Annotated in this window: 17 protein-coding genes; 8 read left to right on the forward strand and 9 right to left on the reverse strand. The window is 70.6% G+C overall.

The genetic code is table 11. The annotated features are described in order from the left end of the window. Window positions 1–11: 11 nt before the first annotated feature. The 5 genes from ACNF49_RS53350 to ACNF49_RS53370 are packed head-to-tail and all read left to right on the forward strand — an operon-like array spanning window position 12 to window position 4,362. The gene (locus ACNF49_RS53350) at window positions 12–938 is read left to right on the forward strand and encodes a DUF389 domain-containing protein (RefSeq protein WP_357982733.1); all 927 of its coding nucleotides are present in this window, start codon (window positions 12–14) and stop codon (window positions 936–938) included. Window positions 939–978: 40 nt separating this feature from the next. Next, window positions 979–1,887: an ABC transporter ATP-binding protein gene (locus ACNF49_RS53355; protein WP_352362861.1), complete on the forward strand. Its 909-nt coding sequence runs from the start codon at window positions 979–981 to the stop codon at window positions 1,885–1,887. Continuing rightward, window positions 1,880–2,734, forward strand: coding sequence for an ABC transporter permease (locus ACNF49_RS53360; protein ID WP_482942412.1), 855 nt, complete (start codon window positions 1,880–1,882; stop codon window positions 2,732–2,734). Before ACNF49_RS53355 ends, ACNF49_RS53360 begins: the two co-directional genes overlap by 8 nt. Next, window positions 2,731–3,645 carry an ABC transporter ATP-binding protein gene (locus ACNF49_RS53365; protein WP_352362865.1) on the forward strand — a complete coding sequence of 305 codons (915 nt, stop codon included), beginning with the start codon at window positions 2,731–2,733 and terminating at the stop codon, window positions 3,643–3,645. Before ACNF49_RS53360 ends, ACNF49_RS53365 begins: the two co-directional genes overlap by 4 nt. Further along, a complete protein-coding gene (locus ACNF49_RS53370) occupies window positions 3,646–4,362 on the forward strand; it encodes an ABC transporter permease (protein WP_357982740.1) in 717 nt (238 codons plus the stop codon). Window positions 4,363–4,405: 43 nt separating this feature from the next. Here ACNF49_RS53370 and glmM read toward each other — a convergent pair whose 3' ends face one another. From glmM to rplM, 3 genes are read right to left on the reverse strand one after another with little or no spacing between them, the layout of a single operon-like run. Further along, window positions 4,406–5,755, reverse strand: coding sequence for a phosphoglucosamine mutase (gene glmM, locus ACNF49_RS53375; protein ID WP_357982743.1), 1,350 nt, complete (start codon window positions 5,753–5,755; stop codon window positions 4,406–4,408). A gap of 1 nt (window position 5,756) precedes the next feature. Further along, window positions 5,757–6,278 carry a 30S ribosomal protein S9 gene (gene rpsI, locus ACNF49_RS53380; RefSeq protein ID WP_125644639.1) on the reverse strand — a complete coding sequence of 174 codons (522 nt, stop codon included), beginning with the start codon at window positions 6,276–6,278 and terminating at the stop codon, window positions 5,757–5,759. A 26-nt stretch (window positions 6,279–6,304) separates the two neighbouring features. Continuing rightward, window positions 6,305–6,748: a 50S ribosomal protein L13 gene (rplM, locus tag ACNF49_RS53385; RefSeq protein WP_352328322.1), complete on the reverse strand. Its 444-nt coding sequence runs from the start codon at window positions 6,746–6,748 to the stop codon at window positions 6,305–6,307. Between the two features lie 322 nt (window positions 6,749–7,070). On the opposite strand from rplM, the gene ACNF49_RS53390 reads away from it, so the two are divergent. From ACNF49_RS53390 to ACNF49_RS53400, 3 genes are all read left to right on the forward strand, one after another. Continuing rightward, complete coding sequence (locus ACNF49_RS53390; protein WP_482942413.1) at window positions 7,071–7,832, forward strand: CAP domain-containing protein; 762 nt, start codon at window positions 7,071–7,073, stop codon at window positions 7,830–7,832. A gap of 54 nt (window positions 7,833–7,886) precedes the next feature. After that, window positions 7,887–9,011, forward strand: coding sequence for a hypothetical protein (locus ACNF49_RS53395; RefSeq protein ID WP_482942414.1), 1,125 nt, complete (start codon window positions 7,887–7,889; stop codon window positions 9,009–9,011). A gap of 1,331 nt (window positions 9,012–10,342) precedes the next feature. Continuing rightward, window positions 10,343–12,409, forward strand: coding sequence for a hypothetical protein (locus tag ACNF49_RS53400; RefSeq protein WP_482942415.1), 2,067 nt, complete (start codon window positions 10,343–10,345; stop codon window positions 12,407–12,409). On the opposite strand, the gene truA is transcribed toward ACNF49_RS53400, so the two are convergent. The 6 genes from truA to rpsM all read right to left on the reverse strand — a co-directional run bounded on the left by truA (window position 12,374) and on the right by rpsM (window position 16,634). Next, entirely contained in the window at window positions 12,374–13,252 is an 879-nt protein-coding gene (gene truA / locus ACNF49_RS53405; RefSeq protein WP_482942416.1) for a tRNA pseudouridine(38-40) synthase TruA, read from the reverse strand. The genes ACNF49_RS53400 and truA overlap by 36 nt on opposite strands. Before the next feature lie 80 nt (window positions 13,253–13,332). Further along, on the reverse strand, window positions 13,333–13,878 hold the full coding sequence (gene rplQ, locus ACNF49_RS53410) for a 50S ribosomal protein L17 (RefSeq protein ID WP_357982758.1): 546 nt from the start codon (window positions 13,876–13,878) through the stop codon (window positions 13,333–13,335). 158 nt (window positions 13,879–14,036) lie between these two features. Beyond that, window positions 14,037–15,053: a DNA-directed RNA polymerase subunit alpha gene (locus tag ACNF49_RS53415; RefSeq protein WP_043623495.1), complete on the reverse strand. Its 1,017-nt coding sequence runs from the start codon at window positions 15,051–15,053 to the stop codon at window positions 14,037–14,039. 103 nt (window positions 15,054–15,156) lie between these two features. After that, window positions 15,157–15,783: a 30S ribosomal protein S4 gene (rpsD, locus tag ACNF49_RS53420; RefSeq protein WP_352327498.1), complete on the reverse strand. Its 627-nt coding sequence runs from the start codon at window positions 15,781–15,783 to the stop codon at window positions 15,157–15,159. Between the two features lie 23 nt (window positions 15,784–15,806). Beyond that, a complete protein-coding gene (rpsK, locus tag ACNF49_RS53425; RefSeq protein ID WP_020542285.1) occupies window positions 15,807–16,211 on the reverse strand; it encodes a 30S ribosomal protein S11 in 405 nt (134 codons plus the stop codon). A gap of 42 nt (window positions 16,212–16,253) precedes the next feature. Then, window positions 16,254–16,634, reverse strand: coding sequence for a 30S ribosomal protein S13 (gene rpsM / locus ACNF49_RS53430; protein WP_125644650.1), 381 nt, complete (start codon window positions 16,632–16,634; stop codon window positions 16,254–16,256). Between the last annotated feature and the right edge of the window lie 36 nt (window positions 16,635–16,670).

Genomic DNA, 16,670 nt, shown 5'->3' on the forward strand with positions numbered 1-16,670 from the left:
ACAATGGCGGGGTGCTGCATCTGCGACTGATCATCCCTGCCGACCGCACCGACGAGGCCGTCGCGTTGCTGCAGGAGTGCACGGGCGTCACCAACGTCATCGTGCTGCCCGGGGCGGCCCGCGAGCCGGCGGGCGACGTCGTCCTCTGCGACGCCGCCCGCGAGGCGGCCAACGTGGTGATCAGCCGGCTCAAGTGGGTGGAGGACGTCGGCTCGATCGCCATCGAGCAGGTGGACCTGTCGCTGTCCAGGGCCGCCACGGCGGCGGTCGAGGAGGCGCCCGGCGATCCCGACGACGCGGTGGTGTGGGAGGAGCTGGCCCACAAGGTCTCCAGCGAGTCCCGCATCACCTGGGCCTACCTGGCCTTCCTGGCCATCGCGACGCAGCTCGCGGGCATCGGCGTGCTGCAGAACTCGCCCATCCTGATCGTCGGCGCGATGGTGCTCGGCCCGGAGTTCGGCGCGATCGCCGCGATCTGCTTCGGCCTGCTGGGCCGGCGCGGACGCCTGATCACCACCGCTCTGCGGACCCTGGTCATCGGCTTCACCGTCGCCATCGCCATCACCTTCGCCTGCGCGCTGGTCTCCAACTGGCTGGGCTGGATCGACATCGGCAACCTGAAGGTGAACGCGGAGGTGCAGTTCATCGTCAAGCCGGACAAATGGTCGTTCATCGTGGCGCTGCTGGCGGGGGCGGCGGGCGTCCTGTCGGTGACGGCGGGCAAGTCCTCGGCCCTGATCGGCGTGTTCATCTCGGTCACCACGGTCCCGGCGGCCGGCTACCTCGCCGTCGCGCTGGGGCTCGGCGACTGGGCAGAGGTCGCGGGGTCGGTCTCGCAGCTCGCGGTGAACATCCTCGGCATGATCATCTCGGGTACGGCCACGCTCCTGGTCCAGCGGAAATTCTGGCCTCAAGTAGGACAGCGTTCATCCGTGTGAACGAGGCCAGGCCCACCCCGCGCCGGGTAGGGTCCGCCACATGCACATCCTCGCCACCGAGGGGCTGACCAAACGCTTCCCCACCGTCACCGCGGTCGACGGGCTCACGGTGACCGTGGGATCCGGCGTCACCGGGCTGGTGGGGGCGAACGGCGCGGGCAAGTCGACACTGATCAAGATGCTGCTCGGCCTGCTGCCGCCCAGCCAGGGCGCCGCGCGGGTGCTCGACCTCGACGTGACCGCGCAGGGCGCCGAGATCCGCCGGCTCGTCGGCTACATGCCCGAGCACGAATGCCTCCCTCCCGACGTCTCCGCGACCGAGCTGGTCGTCCACCTCGCCAGGATCTCCGGGCTGCCGCGTACGGCCGCCCGCGAGCGCGCCGCCGACGTGCTGCGCCACGTGGGCCTGGCCGAAGAGCGCTACCGCCCGATCGGCGGCTACTCCACCGGCATGAAGCAGCGGGTCAAGCTGGCCCAGGCTCTCGTGCACGACCCCAAGCTCGTCTTCCTCGACGAGCCCACCAACGGGCTCGACCCGCGCGGCCGCGACGAGATGCTGACGCTGATCAGGCGTATCGGCACCGAGTTCGGCATCAGCGTGCTGGTCACCTCCCACCTGCTGGGCGAGCTGGAACGCATCTGCGACCACGTGATCGTCATCGACGGCGGCCGCCTGCTGCGCTCGTCGGCGATCTCTGAGTTCACCCAGGCCACCCAGACGGTCACGGTCGAGGTCGAGGACGGCCTGGAGCCCCTGGCCCGGCGCCTGACCGAGACCGGCCAGACCGTCTCCCAGCAGGGCCGCCTGCTGGTCGTCAAGGTGCTCGGGCCCGAGACCTACGACGCCGTCCGCGACGCCGCCGTCGACCTCGACCTGTGCCTGATCCGCCTCGAACAGGGACGCCACCGCATCGAGGACGTCTTCAGGGAGGAGGCGGCCAATGTCTGAGATCTACGACATCGGCTACCGGCACTACGACGGCCCCCGCATGGGCGGCGCGTACGCCACCCGCGCGCTCACCGTCCACAGCCTGCGCGGCATCTTCGGCCTCGGCCGTCCGGCGCGCAGCAAGATCGTGCCGTTCGCGCTGGTCGTCATCATGCTGCTGCCCATGGTGGTGTCGATCGCGCTCATGGCGCTGGCCCAGCAGCGCGGCATCCCCTACAGCGGGTTCGCGGTCCTCATGCAGGCCGTGGTGGCCATCTTCCTGGCCTCCCAGGCCCCCACGGTCGTCGCCCCCGACCTGCGCCACCGCGTGCTGCCCCTGTACCTGTCGCGGCCGATCTCGGTCTTCCAGTACGTGGCCGCCAAGGTGATCGCGATGACCGCCGCGCTGTTCCTGCTGGTCGCCGGGCCGCTGACGCTGCTGTGGATCGGCGAGCTGGTCGTGGACATGCCGGGGCCGCCCGCCACCGGCGAGTACCTCGGCGCGCTGCTCATGGCGCTGGTGCTGGCGCTGCTGCTGTCGGCGTTCGGCCTGGCCCTCGCCTCGTTCACGCCGCGGCGTGGGCTGGGGGTGGCCTCGGTGATCACGGTCTACCTGCTGTCCTCGGCGTCGGTGGCGCTGCTCTACGGCACGATGCTCAACACCGGGAACGAGTCGGGGGCCGCCTGGGCCTGGTTGATGAACCCGTTCTGGCTGGTCGACTCCGTGCAGTCGTGGCTGTTCGGCACCCCGACCCACGCCGAGGGTCAGTATCCCAACGGTCCCGCCTCCGCGGCGATCCTGGTGGTGCTGATCGGCGTGGGCCTGGCCGCTCTCGCGCTGCGCTACAGGAAGGCGGCCTCGCGATGAAGATCGAGCTCTCCCAGGTGTCCCGCTGGTACGGCAACGTGGTGGCGGTCAACGACGTGACCATGACGATCGGCCCCGGCGTCACCGGCCTGCTCGGGCCCAACGGCGCCGGCAAGTCGACGTTGCTGCACATGATGGCCGGGTTCCTGGCGCCGTCCGGCGGCTCGGTCACGCTGGACGGCACCCAGGTCTGGAAGAACCACCACATCTACCGAAATATCGGCCTGGTCCCGGAACGCGAGGGCGTGTACGGCTTCCTCACCGGCTGGCAGTTCGTCCTGTCCGCCGCCCGCCTCCACGGCCTCCCCGACCCCGTCGAGGCCGCCCGCAAGGCCCTGGCCACGGTCGAGATGGAGGAGCCGAAGGACCGCCGGGTGGAGACGTACTCCAAGGGCATGCGCCAGCGGGTCAAGGTGGCCGCCGCCCTCGTCCACGACCCGGCCGTGCTGCTGCTCGACGAGCCGTTCAACGGCATGGACCCGCGCCAGCGCCTCCACCTGATGGACCTCATCCGCGCCATGGGCACCGCGGGCAAGACGATCCTGTTCAGCTCGCACATCCTGGAGGAGGTCGAGCGGGTCGCCCAGCACATCGAGGTCCTGGTGTCCGGCCGGCACGCCGCCTCGGGCAACTTCCGCGAGATCAGGCGCCTGATGACCGACAGGCCCCACCTGTTCGTCATCCGTTCCAGCGACGACAGGAAGCTCGCCGCGGCCCTGATCCGCGACGAGTCGGCCGGCGGCATCACGCTCCGCCCGGACGGCCTGGAGGTCCAGGCGACCGAGTTGCGGCGCTTCGCCCGGCTGCTCCCCCGCGTCGCCCGCGACGAGGGTGTGCGCCTGCACCAGGTCTCCCCCGCCGACGAGGACCTGGAGAGCGTCTTCGCCTACCTGATCAACAGGAGCACCTGAATGAACACCGTGGTCGCGGGCATCACGTACCGCTCACTGCTCGGGCGTCGCCGCATCATCCTGCTCCTGCTGCTCCCGCTGGCCCTGATCGCCCTGGCCGTGCTGCTGCGCGTGGTGACCGGCGCCGACCAGAAGCTGGCCGTGGACCTGATGAAGGACTTCGCCATCAAGGCGATGCTGCCGCTGCTGGGGGTCATCGCGGGCACCGGCGTCATCGCGCCGGAGATCGACGACGGCACCGTCATCCACCTGATGTCCAAGCCCATCTCCAGGCCCGTGATCGCCCTGACCAAGTTCGGGGTGGCGGCCTCGCTCATGGCCGTGTTCGGGGCTCTGCCGACGTACGTGGCGGCCTGGATCCTGGTGGGCGGCGAGGACGGCATCGCGGCCGGTTTCGCCCTCGGCGCCCTGATCGCCGGCATCGCCTACGCCGGGCTCTTCCTGCTCCTCGGGGTCGTGACCAAGCACGCGGTCACGATCGGCGTCATCTACGCCCTCGTCTGGGAGGTCACCGTGGTGAGCTTCATCGAGGGGGCGAGCAAGTTCTCCATCCAGGAGTGGGCCATGGCCATCGCCGACCAGATCTCCGACTCGCCCTTCCTGGGGTCGAAGGTCGCGATGGGCTTCGCCGTGCCGGCGCTGGTCGTCGTGACCGTGGGCGCGGTCTTCTGGGCCGGCCGCAGGCTGCGGGTGTTCGCCCTCACCGGCGACGAGTAGCGGCCCGGCGGGTACGGCGCGAGGCCGTACCCGCCCAGGCGCGTCAGGAGGCGCAGGCCGTACGGACCACGTCGGCCAGGCGGCCCGCCACCTGGTTGGCGTGCTCCTCGGAGGCGGCCTCCACCATCACCCGGATCATGGGCTCGGTGCCGCTCGGCCGGATCAGCACCCGACCGGTCTCCCCCAGCTCCGCCTCGGCCTCGGCCACGGCGGCGATGAGCTCGGGCACCGACGCCTTGCCCTTGTCGACGTCCTTGACGTTGATCAGGATCTGCGGCAGCGGGGTCATCACCGAGGCCAGCTCCTTCAGCGGGACGCCCGACTTGGCCACCACGCCCAGCAGGTGGAGCGAGGTGAGCAGGCCGTCGCCCGTGGTGGCGTGGTCGAGCAGGATGACGTGACCGGACTGCTCGCCGCCCAGGTTGAACCCGTCGGACTTCATGCGTTCGAGGACGTAACGGTCGCCGACCGCGGTCTCGATCACGGTGATGCCGGTCTCGCGCATCGCCAGCTTGAAGCCCAGGTTGGACATGACGGTCGCGACCACGGTGTCCTTGGACAGCAGGCCGTCGCCGTGCATGGCGGCGGCGAGCACCGCCATGATCTGGTCGCCGTCGACGACCGTGCCGGTGTGGTCGACCGCCAGGCAGCGATCGGCGTCGCCGTCGTAGGCCACGCCCAGATCGGCGCCCCTGGACACGACTATCTGCTGGAGCTTGTCCAGGTGGGTGGAGCCGTGCCCGGCGTTGATGTTGAGCCCGTCGGGTCTGGCGCCGATGGCCTCGACCCGGGCGCCCGCACGCACCAGCGCCTCGGGCGCGACCATGTGGGCGGCGCCGTGCGCGCAGTCGACCACGACGTGCAGGCCGTCGAGCGCGGCGGTCATCGTGGTCAGGACGTGCGAGATGTAGCGGTCGGCCTCGCCGTACGCGTCGCGCACGCGGCCGACCCCCGAACCGACGGGGAAGGACCAGCTCTCACCGAGCCGGCGCTCGATCTCGTCCTCGACCGCGTCGGACAGCTTGAAGCCGCCCCTGGCCAGGAACTTGATGCCGTTGTCCGGCGCCGCGTTGTGCGAGGCGGACAGCATGACGCCGAGGTCGGCGCCGAGCGCGGCGGTGAGATGGGCGACGGCCGGGGTGGGCAGCACGCCGAGGCGCAGCACATCCACTCCGGACGCCGCGAGGCCGGCGACCACTGCGGCCTCCAGGAACTCCCCGGAGGCTCGCGGGTCCCGGCCCACGACGGCCACGGGACGACGTCCCGTGGCCGCGAACGCGCCCGCATCACCGAGTACATGGGCGGCCGCCACGGACAGGTCCATGGCGAGCTCGGCCGTGAGGTCGCGACCAGCGACCCCACGTACCCCGTCGGTGCCGAAAAGGCGCGCCAATTTAGCGCTTGCTGTACTGCGGAGCCTTGCGGGCCTTCTTGAGGCCGTACTTCTTCCGCTCCGTGGCGCGGGCGTCACGGGTGAGGAAGCCGGCCTTCTTCAGCGGCGGGCGGTTGACGTCGACGTCCAGGATCGCCAGGGCGCGGGACAGGCCCATGCGCAGCGCGCCGGCCTGGCCGGTGACGCCGCCGCCGTCGATGCGCGCGATGACGTCGAACGCCTCTTCGGCGCCGAGGACCACGAAGGGCTCGTTGACGATCTGCTGGTGGACCTTGTTCGGGAAGTAGACGTCCAGCGAACGACCGTTGATCGTCCACTTGCCGGTGCCGGGGACGATGCGCACGCGGGCGATCGCCTCCTTGCGGCGACCGGTGCCGTACGAGTTACCCGTGGTGACGGGCTTGCGCACGGGCGCGTCAGCGCTGGCAGCGGACTCGGTGGTGTACTCGGACGGGAAGTCCTCGCCGGAGAATTCCTCCAGCTCGGTCTCGACGACCGTCTCGACACCGGTGGGCTCAGCCACGGTTCTCCTCTAACTCTTTCGAACTACTACTGGGCGATCTGGGTGATCTGGAACTGCACCGGCTGCTGGGCCTGGTGCGGGTGGTCGGAACCCGCGTAGACCTTCAGCTTCTTGGCCATCTTCCGGCCGAGGGAGTTCTTCGGCAGCATGCCCTTGACGGCCTTCTCGACGGCCTTCTCCGGCCGCTTGTCCATGAGCTCGCCATAGGTGACGGAACGCAGACCGCCCGGGTAGCCCGAGTGACGGTACGCCTTCTTCTGCTCACGCTTGTTACCGCTCAGCGCAATCTTGTCGGCGTTGATGACGATGACGAAGTCACCGGTGTCGACGTGGTTGGCGAAGATCGGCTTGTGCTTGCCGCGGAGCAGGTTCGCGACGTGGCTGGCCAGCCGGCCCAGCACGACATCGGTCGCGTCGATGACGTACCACTGACGCTGGACGTCGGCGGGCTTCGGTGAGTACGTGCGCACGGTCGTAGCCTTCTTTTGCTCGCGTCTTCGGCGCTGTCGGATGCGACAGCTACATGGGTCGGTCGGTGCGGGCACACGGCAGCCCGGACCTTCCGTCTCCCGAGCCCGATGGGCTTGATGATGGGAGATGACGCCGGACGCGCCGCGCATCGGTCACGCTGGACCTATGCACACAACGAACGATTAGGTTACCCGCCTACAGGCGCGCAGGTCAAAAGACCGGTAACCCTGCACGATTCTACCTGACAGCAGAACGGTTCCATTTCGTTTCCCTGGGATCCCTTCTTTCCCAGTACCCGACATCTCTATCGTTAGCTGCGGTATGTGGCGGAACTCTCACACCCGGCAAACCCAGCGGGGCGCGCGGCGCCGGAACAGCCTGGGTGTGCTGGCCTGCCTGATGGCCGCGCTGTTCACCGGCGTGCTGCTCGGCCGGCTGTCCGACGACGTCGAGCCCACCGCCCACATCTACCTCAACGAGACCGCACCGCCGGCCGCGGCCACCGCGCGTCCCGCCCCCACCGCCGTGCAGAAGGCCCAGCCCGAGCTGGACCGCATCCCGCGACAGGCCAGCACGGTCAGGACGCCGCGTGGCAGATCCACCCCGAAGCCCACGAAGACCCCCGAGGGGCAGATCGCCGGCTTCGACGCCAACGACGACCCCACCCAGGTGTTCACCGGCGGCGGCGACCAGGCCAAGGTGATCCCCGGCATGGCCGCCCGGGTCGTCACGCTCACCAACGCCGCCCGCGCCGAGCGCGGCTGCGGGCCGCTGCGGGTGGACGGCAGGCTGGGACGCTCGGCGCGCGAGCACTCGCTGGAGATGGCGCGCACCGGCCAGCTCGCCCACAACTCCCCCGACGGCGCCTCCCCCTGGGACCGCATGGACCGCGCCGGCTACCACTGGGGCGCCGCCGAGAACATCGGCAACGGCTACAGCACGCCCGAGCAGGCCGTACGCGGCTGGCTGGACAGCCGTGACCACCGCAGGAACATCCTGGACTGCACCCTCAAGGCCATCGGCGTCGGCGTCGCCGCCGGACCGGACGGCCCATGGTGGACCCAGGACTTCGGAACTCAATGACGAACATCACGGTAATGTCTCCGCATGGTTTCCAACGGCAATGAGGAACGTGGCATGGACAGCGGTCCCCGCCGTTCGCGCAGGGAGCGCGCCGCCGACGGCGAGACCACTCAGCAGTCTCCGTTCCCGCAGCCTCCGTCCTCGCAGTCTCCGTTCCCCGGGCCTTCGCAGCCGCCGCAGTCGGCGCGTACCGGCCAGTTCCTGCCGCCCGAGCAGCCCGGCCAGCCTGGGCCGTTCGGCCAGTCGGGGGCGTCCGGCCAGTCGGGGTCTTTCGGCCAGTCGGGGGCGTCCGGCCAGTCGGGGTCTTTCGGTCAGTCGGGGGCGTTCGGCCAGTCGGGGTCTTTCGGTCAGCCGCCGTATTCGTCGCAGTCCGCGCAGTCAGCGCAGCCGGGACAGCCAGAGCAGTCCGAGCAGTCGCCGCAGCCACAGCAGAGCCGGGTCGGCTGGAGCCCCTACGACGAGGGCCGGCGCTCGCGCGCCCCGCTGTGGTTCGCGATCGGCGGCGTCCTGCTGCTGGGCCTGCTCGGCGGCGGCCTGGCGCTGATGTGGAACGCCGACGGCCCCAGCACCGCCGCGGCCGGCGCCCCCACCCGGACCTCCGCGCCGCTCCCCTCGGCCCCGCCCGGAAAGTACGGCTTCGCGGCCGAGCGCAAGACCGACCCCGACCCGATCACGGTCAAGGAGATCTTCGGCTCGACGAAGAAGATCAACGTCTCGGGGCGTTCGTACGAGATGACGGTCACCAGCAAGGACAAGAAGTGCACCGACGGCGCCCTGGGCGACAAGCTCCAGAAGGCGCTCAAGTCGGGCAAGTGCACCCAGTTCCTCCGAGCCAGCTTCCGCGACAAGTCCGGCAAGGTGATCGGCACGATCGGCGTGGCCAACCTCAAGACGAGCGGCACCGCCAGCAAGGTGGCCAAGGTCGGCGACGCGAGCAACTACGTCAAGCCGCTGGCCGGCAAGGACAGCGTCACCAAGATGCTCGGCTCGGGCAGCGGCGGCGCCAAGATCTCGGCCCACGGCCACTACGCGATCATGGTGTGGTTCCAGAACAAGGACGGCAGCAAGCCGGACAAGAAGGAATCGAAGCGCATCCTCGAAGCCATCAAGGACCTCAGCGACGCGACCGTCTTCAAGGCTCTGGACAACCGTTCGATGACGGGAAGCGCGCTCAGCTGAACCGGCATCCCGGTCGATAACCCCCTAAAGAGGGCGGCGGATCCCGCGGGGAACCCCCATACCGACATAACGATCTCGCTACTCTCGCTAGGCTCGCCCTATGCGTGGCCAGGAACCCGGGTCTGAGCACGATCGCAGGGAAGCCGACCGTACGACCGCATCACCGATGCCACCGCCGAGTTTCGGCCGCATCGGCAGCGGCGTCCCGTCGGCGTTCTCTCCCTCAGGTGAGCCGACCGGCGACGAGACGCGGGTTCCAGGTGGCACCCCACCGGAGCCCGCGGACGCGTCCGCCGGCGTACAGCCGTGGGAGGTGGCCGGCGACGACTCGGCCCCCTACGACTGGTTCGCCGACGACGCCCCCGACACTCCACCGTCCCCGGGCTCCTCCGCCCCCGCTCCCCACCCCTCCATCAGCGCCCCCTTCGGCACCCCAGGCGCCTCCTCCGGGCCCGGCGCCCTTCCCGAGACCTCCGGCCCCCGCGCGGGCGGCCCCTCCGAAGCCTCCGGCCCCTTCCACGTCCCTGGGCCGCACGCCCCGTTCGGAGCGCCCACCCCCTTCGGCACTCCCGAGGCCGGCGGCGCCCCCCAGGGCCCGAGAGCCGACGAAGACACCATCGCCGCCCCCCGGGCCCCCCGCGGAAACACCGGCCCCTGGCCCACCGGTACTCCCCCCACCCCGGCCTCCGGCCCCCATGCCTCGGGATCCGGCATCCCCGGCCCTTCCGGAACGCCTGCCTCCGCCGCCGGCACGCCCGTCTCGGCTTCAGACCCCGCAGGGGTTGCCGATGCCCCCGAGTGGGCTGTCGACGCCCCGACGAGGCCCGCCTGGGCCCCCCAGGTTTCCGACGAACCCGGCGGGCCGTCCCGCTCGTCCGACCAGCCCGCCTGGGCTCCCCAAGCTCCCGACCAGGCCGCCTCGCCGCCCAGAGCCGTCACCGACCCCGGACGCCCCCTCGGCACCCCCCACCGAAGCCGGCTGGGGCCCCAGGCCGTCCACCGAGACCGGGCCGGGCGCGGGCACCACCGACACACCCCCCTGGACCCCCCAAACTCCCGACCAACCCACGTGGACCCCCAGAAACGCCACCGAAGCCACCTGGGGCCCCCAACGCGGGGACGCCCCCACTTGGAGCCCGCACCCCCAGAACAACGCCGGCTGGGATCCGCACCCCGGAGACAACCCCACCAGGGGCCCGCAGCCGGAGGACGACGCCTCCTGGACCCCCGCCCCCGGCCAGTGGGCCGCAACCCCGGAGGAAGACCCTCCCGCCTGGCCGGCCCAGCCGGCCGTACCGGGCGCGCCGCCGTGGGAGCAGCCAGGACCGGTCGTGCCGGGTGCGCCGCCGTGGGAGCCGCCGCCGGCGTTCACGGCCGCCGCCGCGGGCCTTCAGGTGTGGCCCGCCCCGGTCGCCGACCCGCACGCCATGCCCCCCTGGCCCGCCGCCACAGGCGAACTCGTGGCCGAGCCGGACACCGACGACCCGGCCCTCGGCGACCCCACCGCCCGATTCCCCACCACCCAGGCCGGTCACCCAGCGCCCCCGGCAGCAGCCGACCAGCAGCCCACCCGGCTCCCCACCCCACCGACCGACACCCCGACCGGCCGCTCCATCGGCACGCCGCCCGGCCACCCAACAGCCCCGCCCATCGGCACGCCGAGCGGCCGCCCCACAGCGCCGCAGACCGGCACGCCGAGCGGCACAGAACCGCCGGTCACCCCGTCGACCGCCACGGTCGGCGCCTCCGCCACCGGCGGGCACACCGACCCGAACGCCACCGCACCGGCGTTCCCCCACGACCCCGCCACGCCGTACGACCAGGACGCCGCACCGTACGCCCCCGGCCACCCGCCGTACCCCGCCGACGCCCTGGACACCCCGGACGCCGCGCCGCACGACGGCCCTGACGCCGCACGCTTCGGCTCCGAGCCCGGACAGCACGGCCCCGACGCCGCACGGTTCGGCTCCGAGCCCGGACAGCACGGCCCCGACGCCGGACACTTCACCCCCGAGGCCGGTTCGTACGACCCCGATGCCACCCGCCCGGGCGGCATCCCCAAGACGGCCCACTACTTCGACCCCGAGGCCGCCAAGCGCGACGCCGCCGCCACCGTCCAGCAGCACGCCGCCACCGCCCCGCCGCACGAGGAGCACGACCCGGCGGCCCAGGACACCCCGCCCCAGGGCATGCGCGCGTCCGACCCCCGCGAGGAGCCCACCGGCCCCATGCGGACGGCCCACCACGTCGAGCCCCACCCCACCAACCCGACGGGCCGCCCTCCGGAGCCGGGCGACGTACCCGTATGGCCCCCCATGCCCCCGGCCGAGGAGAAGCGCCCGGAGGACAGGCATCCGGACGAGAGGCCCGACGAGGCGACGCAACGCGCAACCGGCCACTCTCCCGACACGCCCCCACAGCACGCCCACCCGGCAGAGCAGGGCCCGGACGACAAGCAGGCCGAAGACCGGCGTTCCCCGGAGCCCCGAGCGGACCAGTCCCCCACCCAGGACAAACTCCCCGACCTGCCCTTCAACCAGGAGCTGTGGACGAAGCGGCCCGGCACCGCCCTGGACCTCCCCACCCCGCCCCACGGCACGCCCACCTTCCCACCCGGCGCGTTCAGGCAACCCCCGTTCCAGATCCCGCCGCCACCGCCCCCGGCCCGTGGAAAGAGCAAGCGAGCCCTGCTCGTCACCCTCGGCGCCCTGGCGCTGGCAGGCGTCGCGACCGGCGGCTTCTTCGCCTACCGCGCGCTGAGCACCACCCCGCCGACCGCCACGACCGCGGGCGCCACCCCTGCCCCGCCCACGCCGCTGCCCACCACGGAGCTGTCCACCAGCCCGCCCGCCGACGTCCCGGGCGCGTCCATGCTCAATTCGGAGGAGACCGACCCGAAGAAGATGTCCCTGATGGAGGCGTTCCCGAAGAAGAAGGTCTCCGCCGCCGGCACGACGTTCACCAGGGTCAAGACCGACACGGAGACGAGCTGTGACAAGGCGGCGACCGGCGCGTTCGCCGACGCGCTGCGCGAGCGGAAGTGCAGCCGGATCATCCGGGCCACCTACGTCGACAGCAAGCGCCGCTACGCCGTGACCACCGGCATCGCGGTGCTGCCGACCAAGGAGGACGCCGTCCTGACCGACCAGGCCAAGAACCTCTCGCGCAACGTCTGGTTCCGCGCGCTGCCGGGTGCGGAGGGAAGCGGGGGCGAGCGGGTGTCGATCGCCGGCGGCTACGCGGCCGGCCTGGTGTGGGGCAGGTACATCGTCTTCAGCTACGCCACCCACGCCGACGGCCACACCCCGGACGCCAAGGACAAGACGCTGGCCAAGGTCAGCGGGGCGTTCAGGGACCAGACCTCACTCGTCCTGGAGCGCCGCGTCACCAAGGGCTGAGAGCGTCCGGACCCGCCGGGTGGCGGCGGCCCGCGCGGCGAGTTCGTCCGCCGCCGGGTAGCCCACCTCCTCCAGGCAGAGCCCGTGCGCGGGCGCGACGTGCACCCCGGAGTCCCGTACGGCCTGCGTCAGCACCTGTCCGGGCCACTCCACCGGCCGCCGCCCGTCGCCCGCGGCCAGCAGCGAGCCCACCAGCGCCCGGACCATCGAGTGGCAGAACGCGTCCGCCACGACGGCGGCCACCAGCACGCCGTCCGCCTCGCGCGTCCACTCCAGGCGCTGCAGCTCCCTGATCGTCGTGGCGCCCTCGCGCTTCTTGCAGAACGCCGCGAAGTCGTGCTCGCCCACCAGCCGCCGGGCCGCCGCGTTCATGGCGTCGAGGTCCAGCGGACGGCTGTGCCAGACCACCTCGTGCCGCCGCAGCGGATCGACCCCGCCCGCCCTGTCGCACACCCGGTACGCGTACCGGCGGAACATCGCGGAGAATCGCGCGTCAAAGCCCTCAGGAGCCACCGAGACCCGGTGAACACGTACATCCTGGGGCAGAATCCCACCCAGCCGCCGGACGAGCGCAGAGAGCCGCTCATCGACGTCCAGGGGTCCACGGTTGCCGTCGAGCTCGGCGAGCGACCCGGCCGGCACGTCCACGTGCGCCACCTGGCCGCGCGCGTGCACGCCCGCGTCCGTACGCCCGGCCACGGTCAGCGCGGCGGGCTCGGCCAGGCGCAGGATCCTGGTGAGCGCCAGCTCGATCTCACCCTGGACCGTACGGCGACCGGGCTGCCTCGCCCATCCGGAGAAGTCGGTCCCGTCATATGCCAGATCCAGGCGGAGCCGTAGCAAGATCGTCCCTTTCGCGTTCATGGAAAAGGGCCCGGACCCCCGCGAAGGGGATCCGGGCCCGATTCAACCAGCCTGAGAGATCAGGCCTCGTCCTTCTTCGCCTCGGCCTCGGCGGCCGGAGCCTCCTCGGCGGCAGCCGGGGTCTCCTCGGCGGCGGCCTCGGGGGCCTCGGGCGCCTCGGTCTCGGCAGCCTCGGTCTCCTCGGCGGCCGGAGCCGGAGCGGCAGCGGCGGCCGGAGCCTCGGTACGGCGGGTGGTGACACCGTTCAGCGGCTCGGACACCAGCTCGATGAGGGCCATCGGAGCGTTGTCGCCCTTACGCGCGCCGATCTTGGTGATCCGGGTGTAACCGCCCGGACGCTCGGCGAACGTCACCGCGATCTCGGTGAACAGGTGGTGAACCACGCCCTTGTCCTTGACCACGGTCAGGACCTGGCGACGGTTGTGGATGTCGCCCTTCTTCGCCTTGGTGATCAGGCGCTCCGCCAGCGGACGAAGGCGCTTGGCCTTGGTAACCGTCGTACGGATCTTGCCGTGGCGGAACAGGTCCGTGGCGAGGTTCGCCAGGATCAGCCGCTCGTGCGCCGGGCTGCCGCCAAGACGTGCACCCTTGGTGGGCTTGGGCATTGCTTTCTCCTCTTGGGTTAACCCGCCCCGGCCGTACCAGGTACCGGAGTCGGGCCGGCCGCAGTCACCACGACTGGGCCGTTACGTTCGTCACGCGCCGAGCGGCTGGGCCACTCGGCGCGTGCGGGCACGTGCGGAGACGGGTCTCCGCACGAGGCTCAGTACTGCTCGGTCTCGACGTACGCGCTGTCGTCGTCGTCGTAGCCGCCGCCGGCCACCGCGCTCGGGTCGAACCCGGGCGGGGAGTCCTTGAGCGCCAGCGACATCTCGTGCAGCTTCTGCTTGACCTCTTCGATCGACTTGGCCCCGAAGTTCCTTATGTCGAGAAGGTCCTGCTCGCTGCGGGCGACGAGCTCACCCACGGTGTGGATGCCCTCGCGCTTGAGGCAGTTGTAGGAGCGAACGGTCAGGTTCAGCTCCTCGATCGGCAGCGCCAGGTCGGCGGCCAGAGCGGCGTCGGTCGGCGACGGGCCGATGTCGATGCCCTCGGCCTCGACGTTGAGCTCACGGGCCAGGCCGAAGAGCTCGACGAGGGTCTTGCCGGCCGAGGCCACCGCGTCGCGGGGCTTCATGGCGGGCTTGGTCTCGACGTCGAGGATGAGACGGTCGAAGTCGGTGCGCTGCTCGACTCGGGTCGCCTCGACCTTGTAGGTGACCTTGAGCACCGGGGAGTAGATCGAGTCGATCGGGATGCGCCCGATCTCCTGGCCCGGCTGCTTGTTCTGGGCGGCGGAGACGTAGCCGCGACCGCGCTCGACGGTCAGCTCCATCTCCAGCTTCGCCTTGCCGTTGAGCGTGGCGATGCGCAGCTCGGGGTTGTGCACCTCGACACCGGCCGGAGGCGCGATGTCAGCGGCGGTGACCTCACCCGGGCCCTGCTTGCGCAGGTACATCACGACCGGCTCGTCGTGCTCGGAGGAGACGACCAGCTCCTTGAGGTTCAGGATGATGTCGGTGACGTCTTCCTTGACCCCGGGAACGGTCGAGAACTCGTGCAGCACGCCCTCGATGCGGATGCTCGTCACGGCCGCGCCCGGGATGGACGACAGCAGCGTGCGGCGCAGCGAGTTGCCGATGGTGTAGCCGAAGCCCGGCTCCAGCGGCTCGATGACGAACCGGGACCGGGTCTCGTCGATCGACTCTTCGAGAAGAGTCGGGCGCTGAGCGATCAGCATGGTGGGTTCTCCCCTTGTCGTGTGACGCCCGCTATATGACGCCACTCCGATAAACAGTCTAGTTCGGGTACGGACATCCGTACCCGAACTAGAACGTCACTGACTACTTGGAGTAGTACTCGACGATGAGCTGCTCTTGGACCTGGGTGTCGATCTGCTGGCGAACCGGCAGCTGGTGGACCAGGACGCGGAGCTTCTCCGGCACGACGCCGAGCCACGCGGGAACGGTGCGCTCGCCCGCGGTCGCCCGAGCGACCTCGTAGGGCAGCAGGTTGCGCTTGGTCTCGCGGACCTCGATGATGTCGTGCTCGCGAACGCGGTACGACGGGATGTCGACCTTCTTGCCGTTCACCAGGATGTGGCCGTGGCGCACCTGCTGGCGGGCGGCGTCACGCGACTGGGCGAAGCCGGCGCGGTAGACGACGTTGTCGAGACGGCTCTCCAGGATCTGGAGCAGCACCTCACCCGACTTGCCGCTCTTGCCCGCGGCCTCCTCGTAGTAGTTGCGGAACTGCTTCTCGAGGACACCGTAGATACGACGGGTCTTCTGCTTCTCGCGAAGCTGAAGCTGGTACTCGGACTCCTTGGGGCGTCCGCGGCCGTGCTCACCCGGCGGGTAAGGACGGATCTCGATGGGGCACTTGGCGGACTCGCACTTGCTGCCCTTGAGGAAGAGCTTGGTCTTCTCGCGACGGCAGAGCTTGCAGTCCGCGCCCGTGTAACGAGCCATTTCTCAATATCTCCTGGGGAAATTCAGACGCGGCGGCGCTTCGGCGGACGGCAGCCGTTGTGCGGGACCGGCGTGACGTCCTGGATCGAACCCACCTCGAGGCCGGTGGCCTGGAGGGAGCGGATCGCGGTCTCACGGCCGGAGCCGGGACCCTTGACGAACACGTCGACCTTGCGCATGCCGTGCTCCATGGCGCGGCGGGCGGCGTTCTCGGCGGCCATCTGGGCGGCGAACGGGGTGGACTTACGGGAGCCCTTGAAACCCACGTGGCCGGCGCTGGCCCAGGAGATCACGTTCCCGTTGGGGTCGGTGATCGAGACGATCGTGTTGTTGAACGTGCTCTTGATGTGGGCGTGCCCGTGAGCGACGTTCTTCTTTTCCTTGCGGCGCACCTTCTTCGGGGCACCCTGACGGCTCTTAGGAGGCATTGTTTGCCATTACTCCTGAGATCTTCGGTCCGCGGCTGTGGACTACTTCTTACCGGGCTTCTTCTTACCGGCGACGGTCTTCTTCTTGCCCTTACGGGTACGCGCGTTGGTCTGCGTGCGCTGACCGTGGACCGGAAGGCCCTTGCGGTGCCGGATGCCCTGGTAGCAACCGATTTCGATCTTGCGACGGATGTCGGCCTGGACCTCGCGGCGCAGGTCACCCTCGATCTTGAAGTTCGCCTCGATGTAGTCACGCATCGGGACGAGCTCGGTGTCGGAGAGCTGGTGCACGCGGAGGTCGCCGCTGACACCGGTCGCCTGGAGGATCTCCTGGGCGCGGGTGCGGCCGATTCCGTAGATGTAGGTGAGAGCGATCTCCAGCCGCTTCTCGCGGGGGAGGTCGACGCCAACCAGGCGAGCCATGGTCGGGCATTCTCCTTCTTTTGGGCGGAGGTCTTG

This window comes from Actinomadura sp. ATCC 39365 (assembly GCF_054392275.1).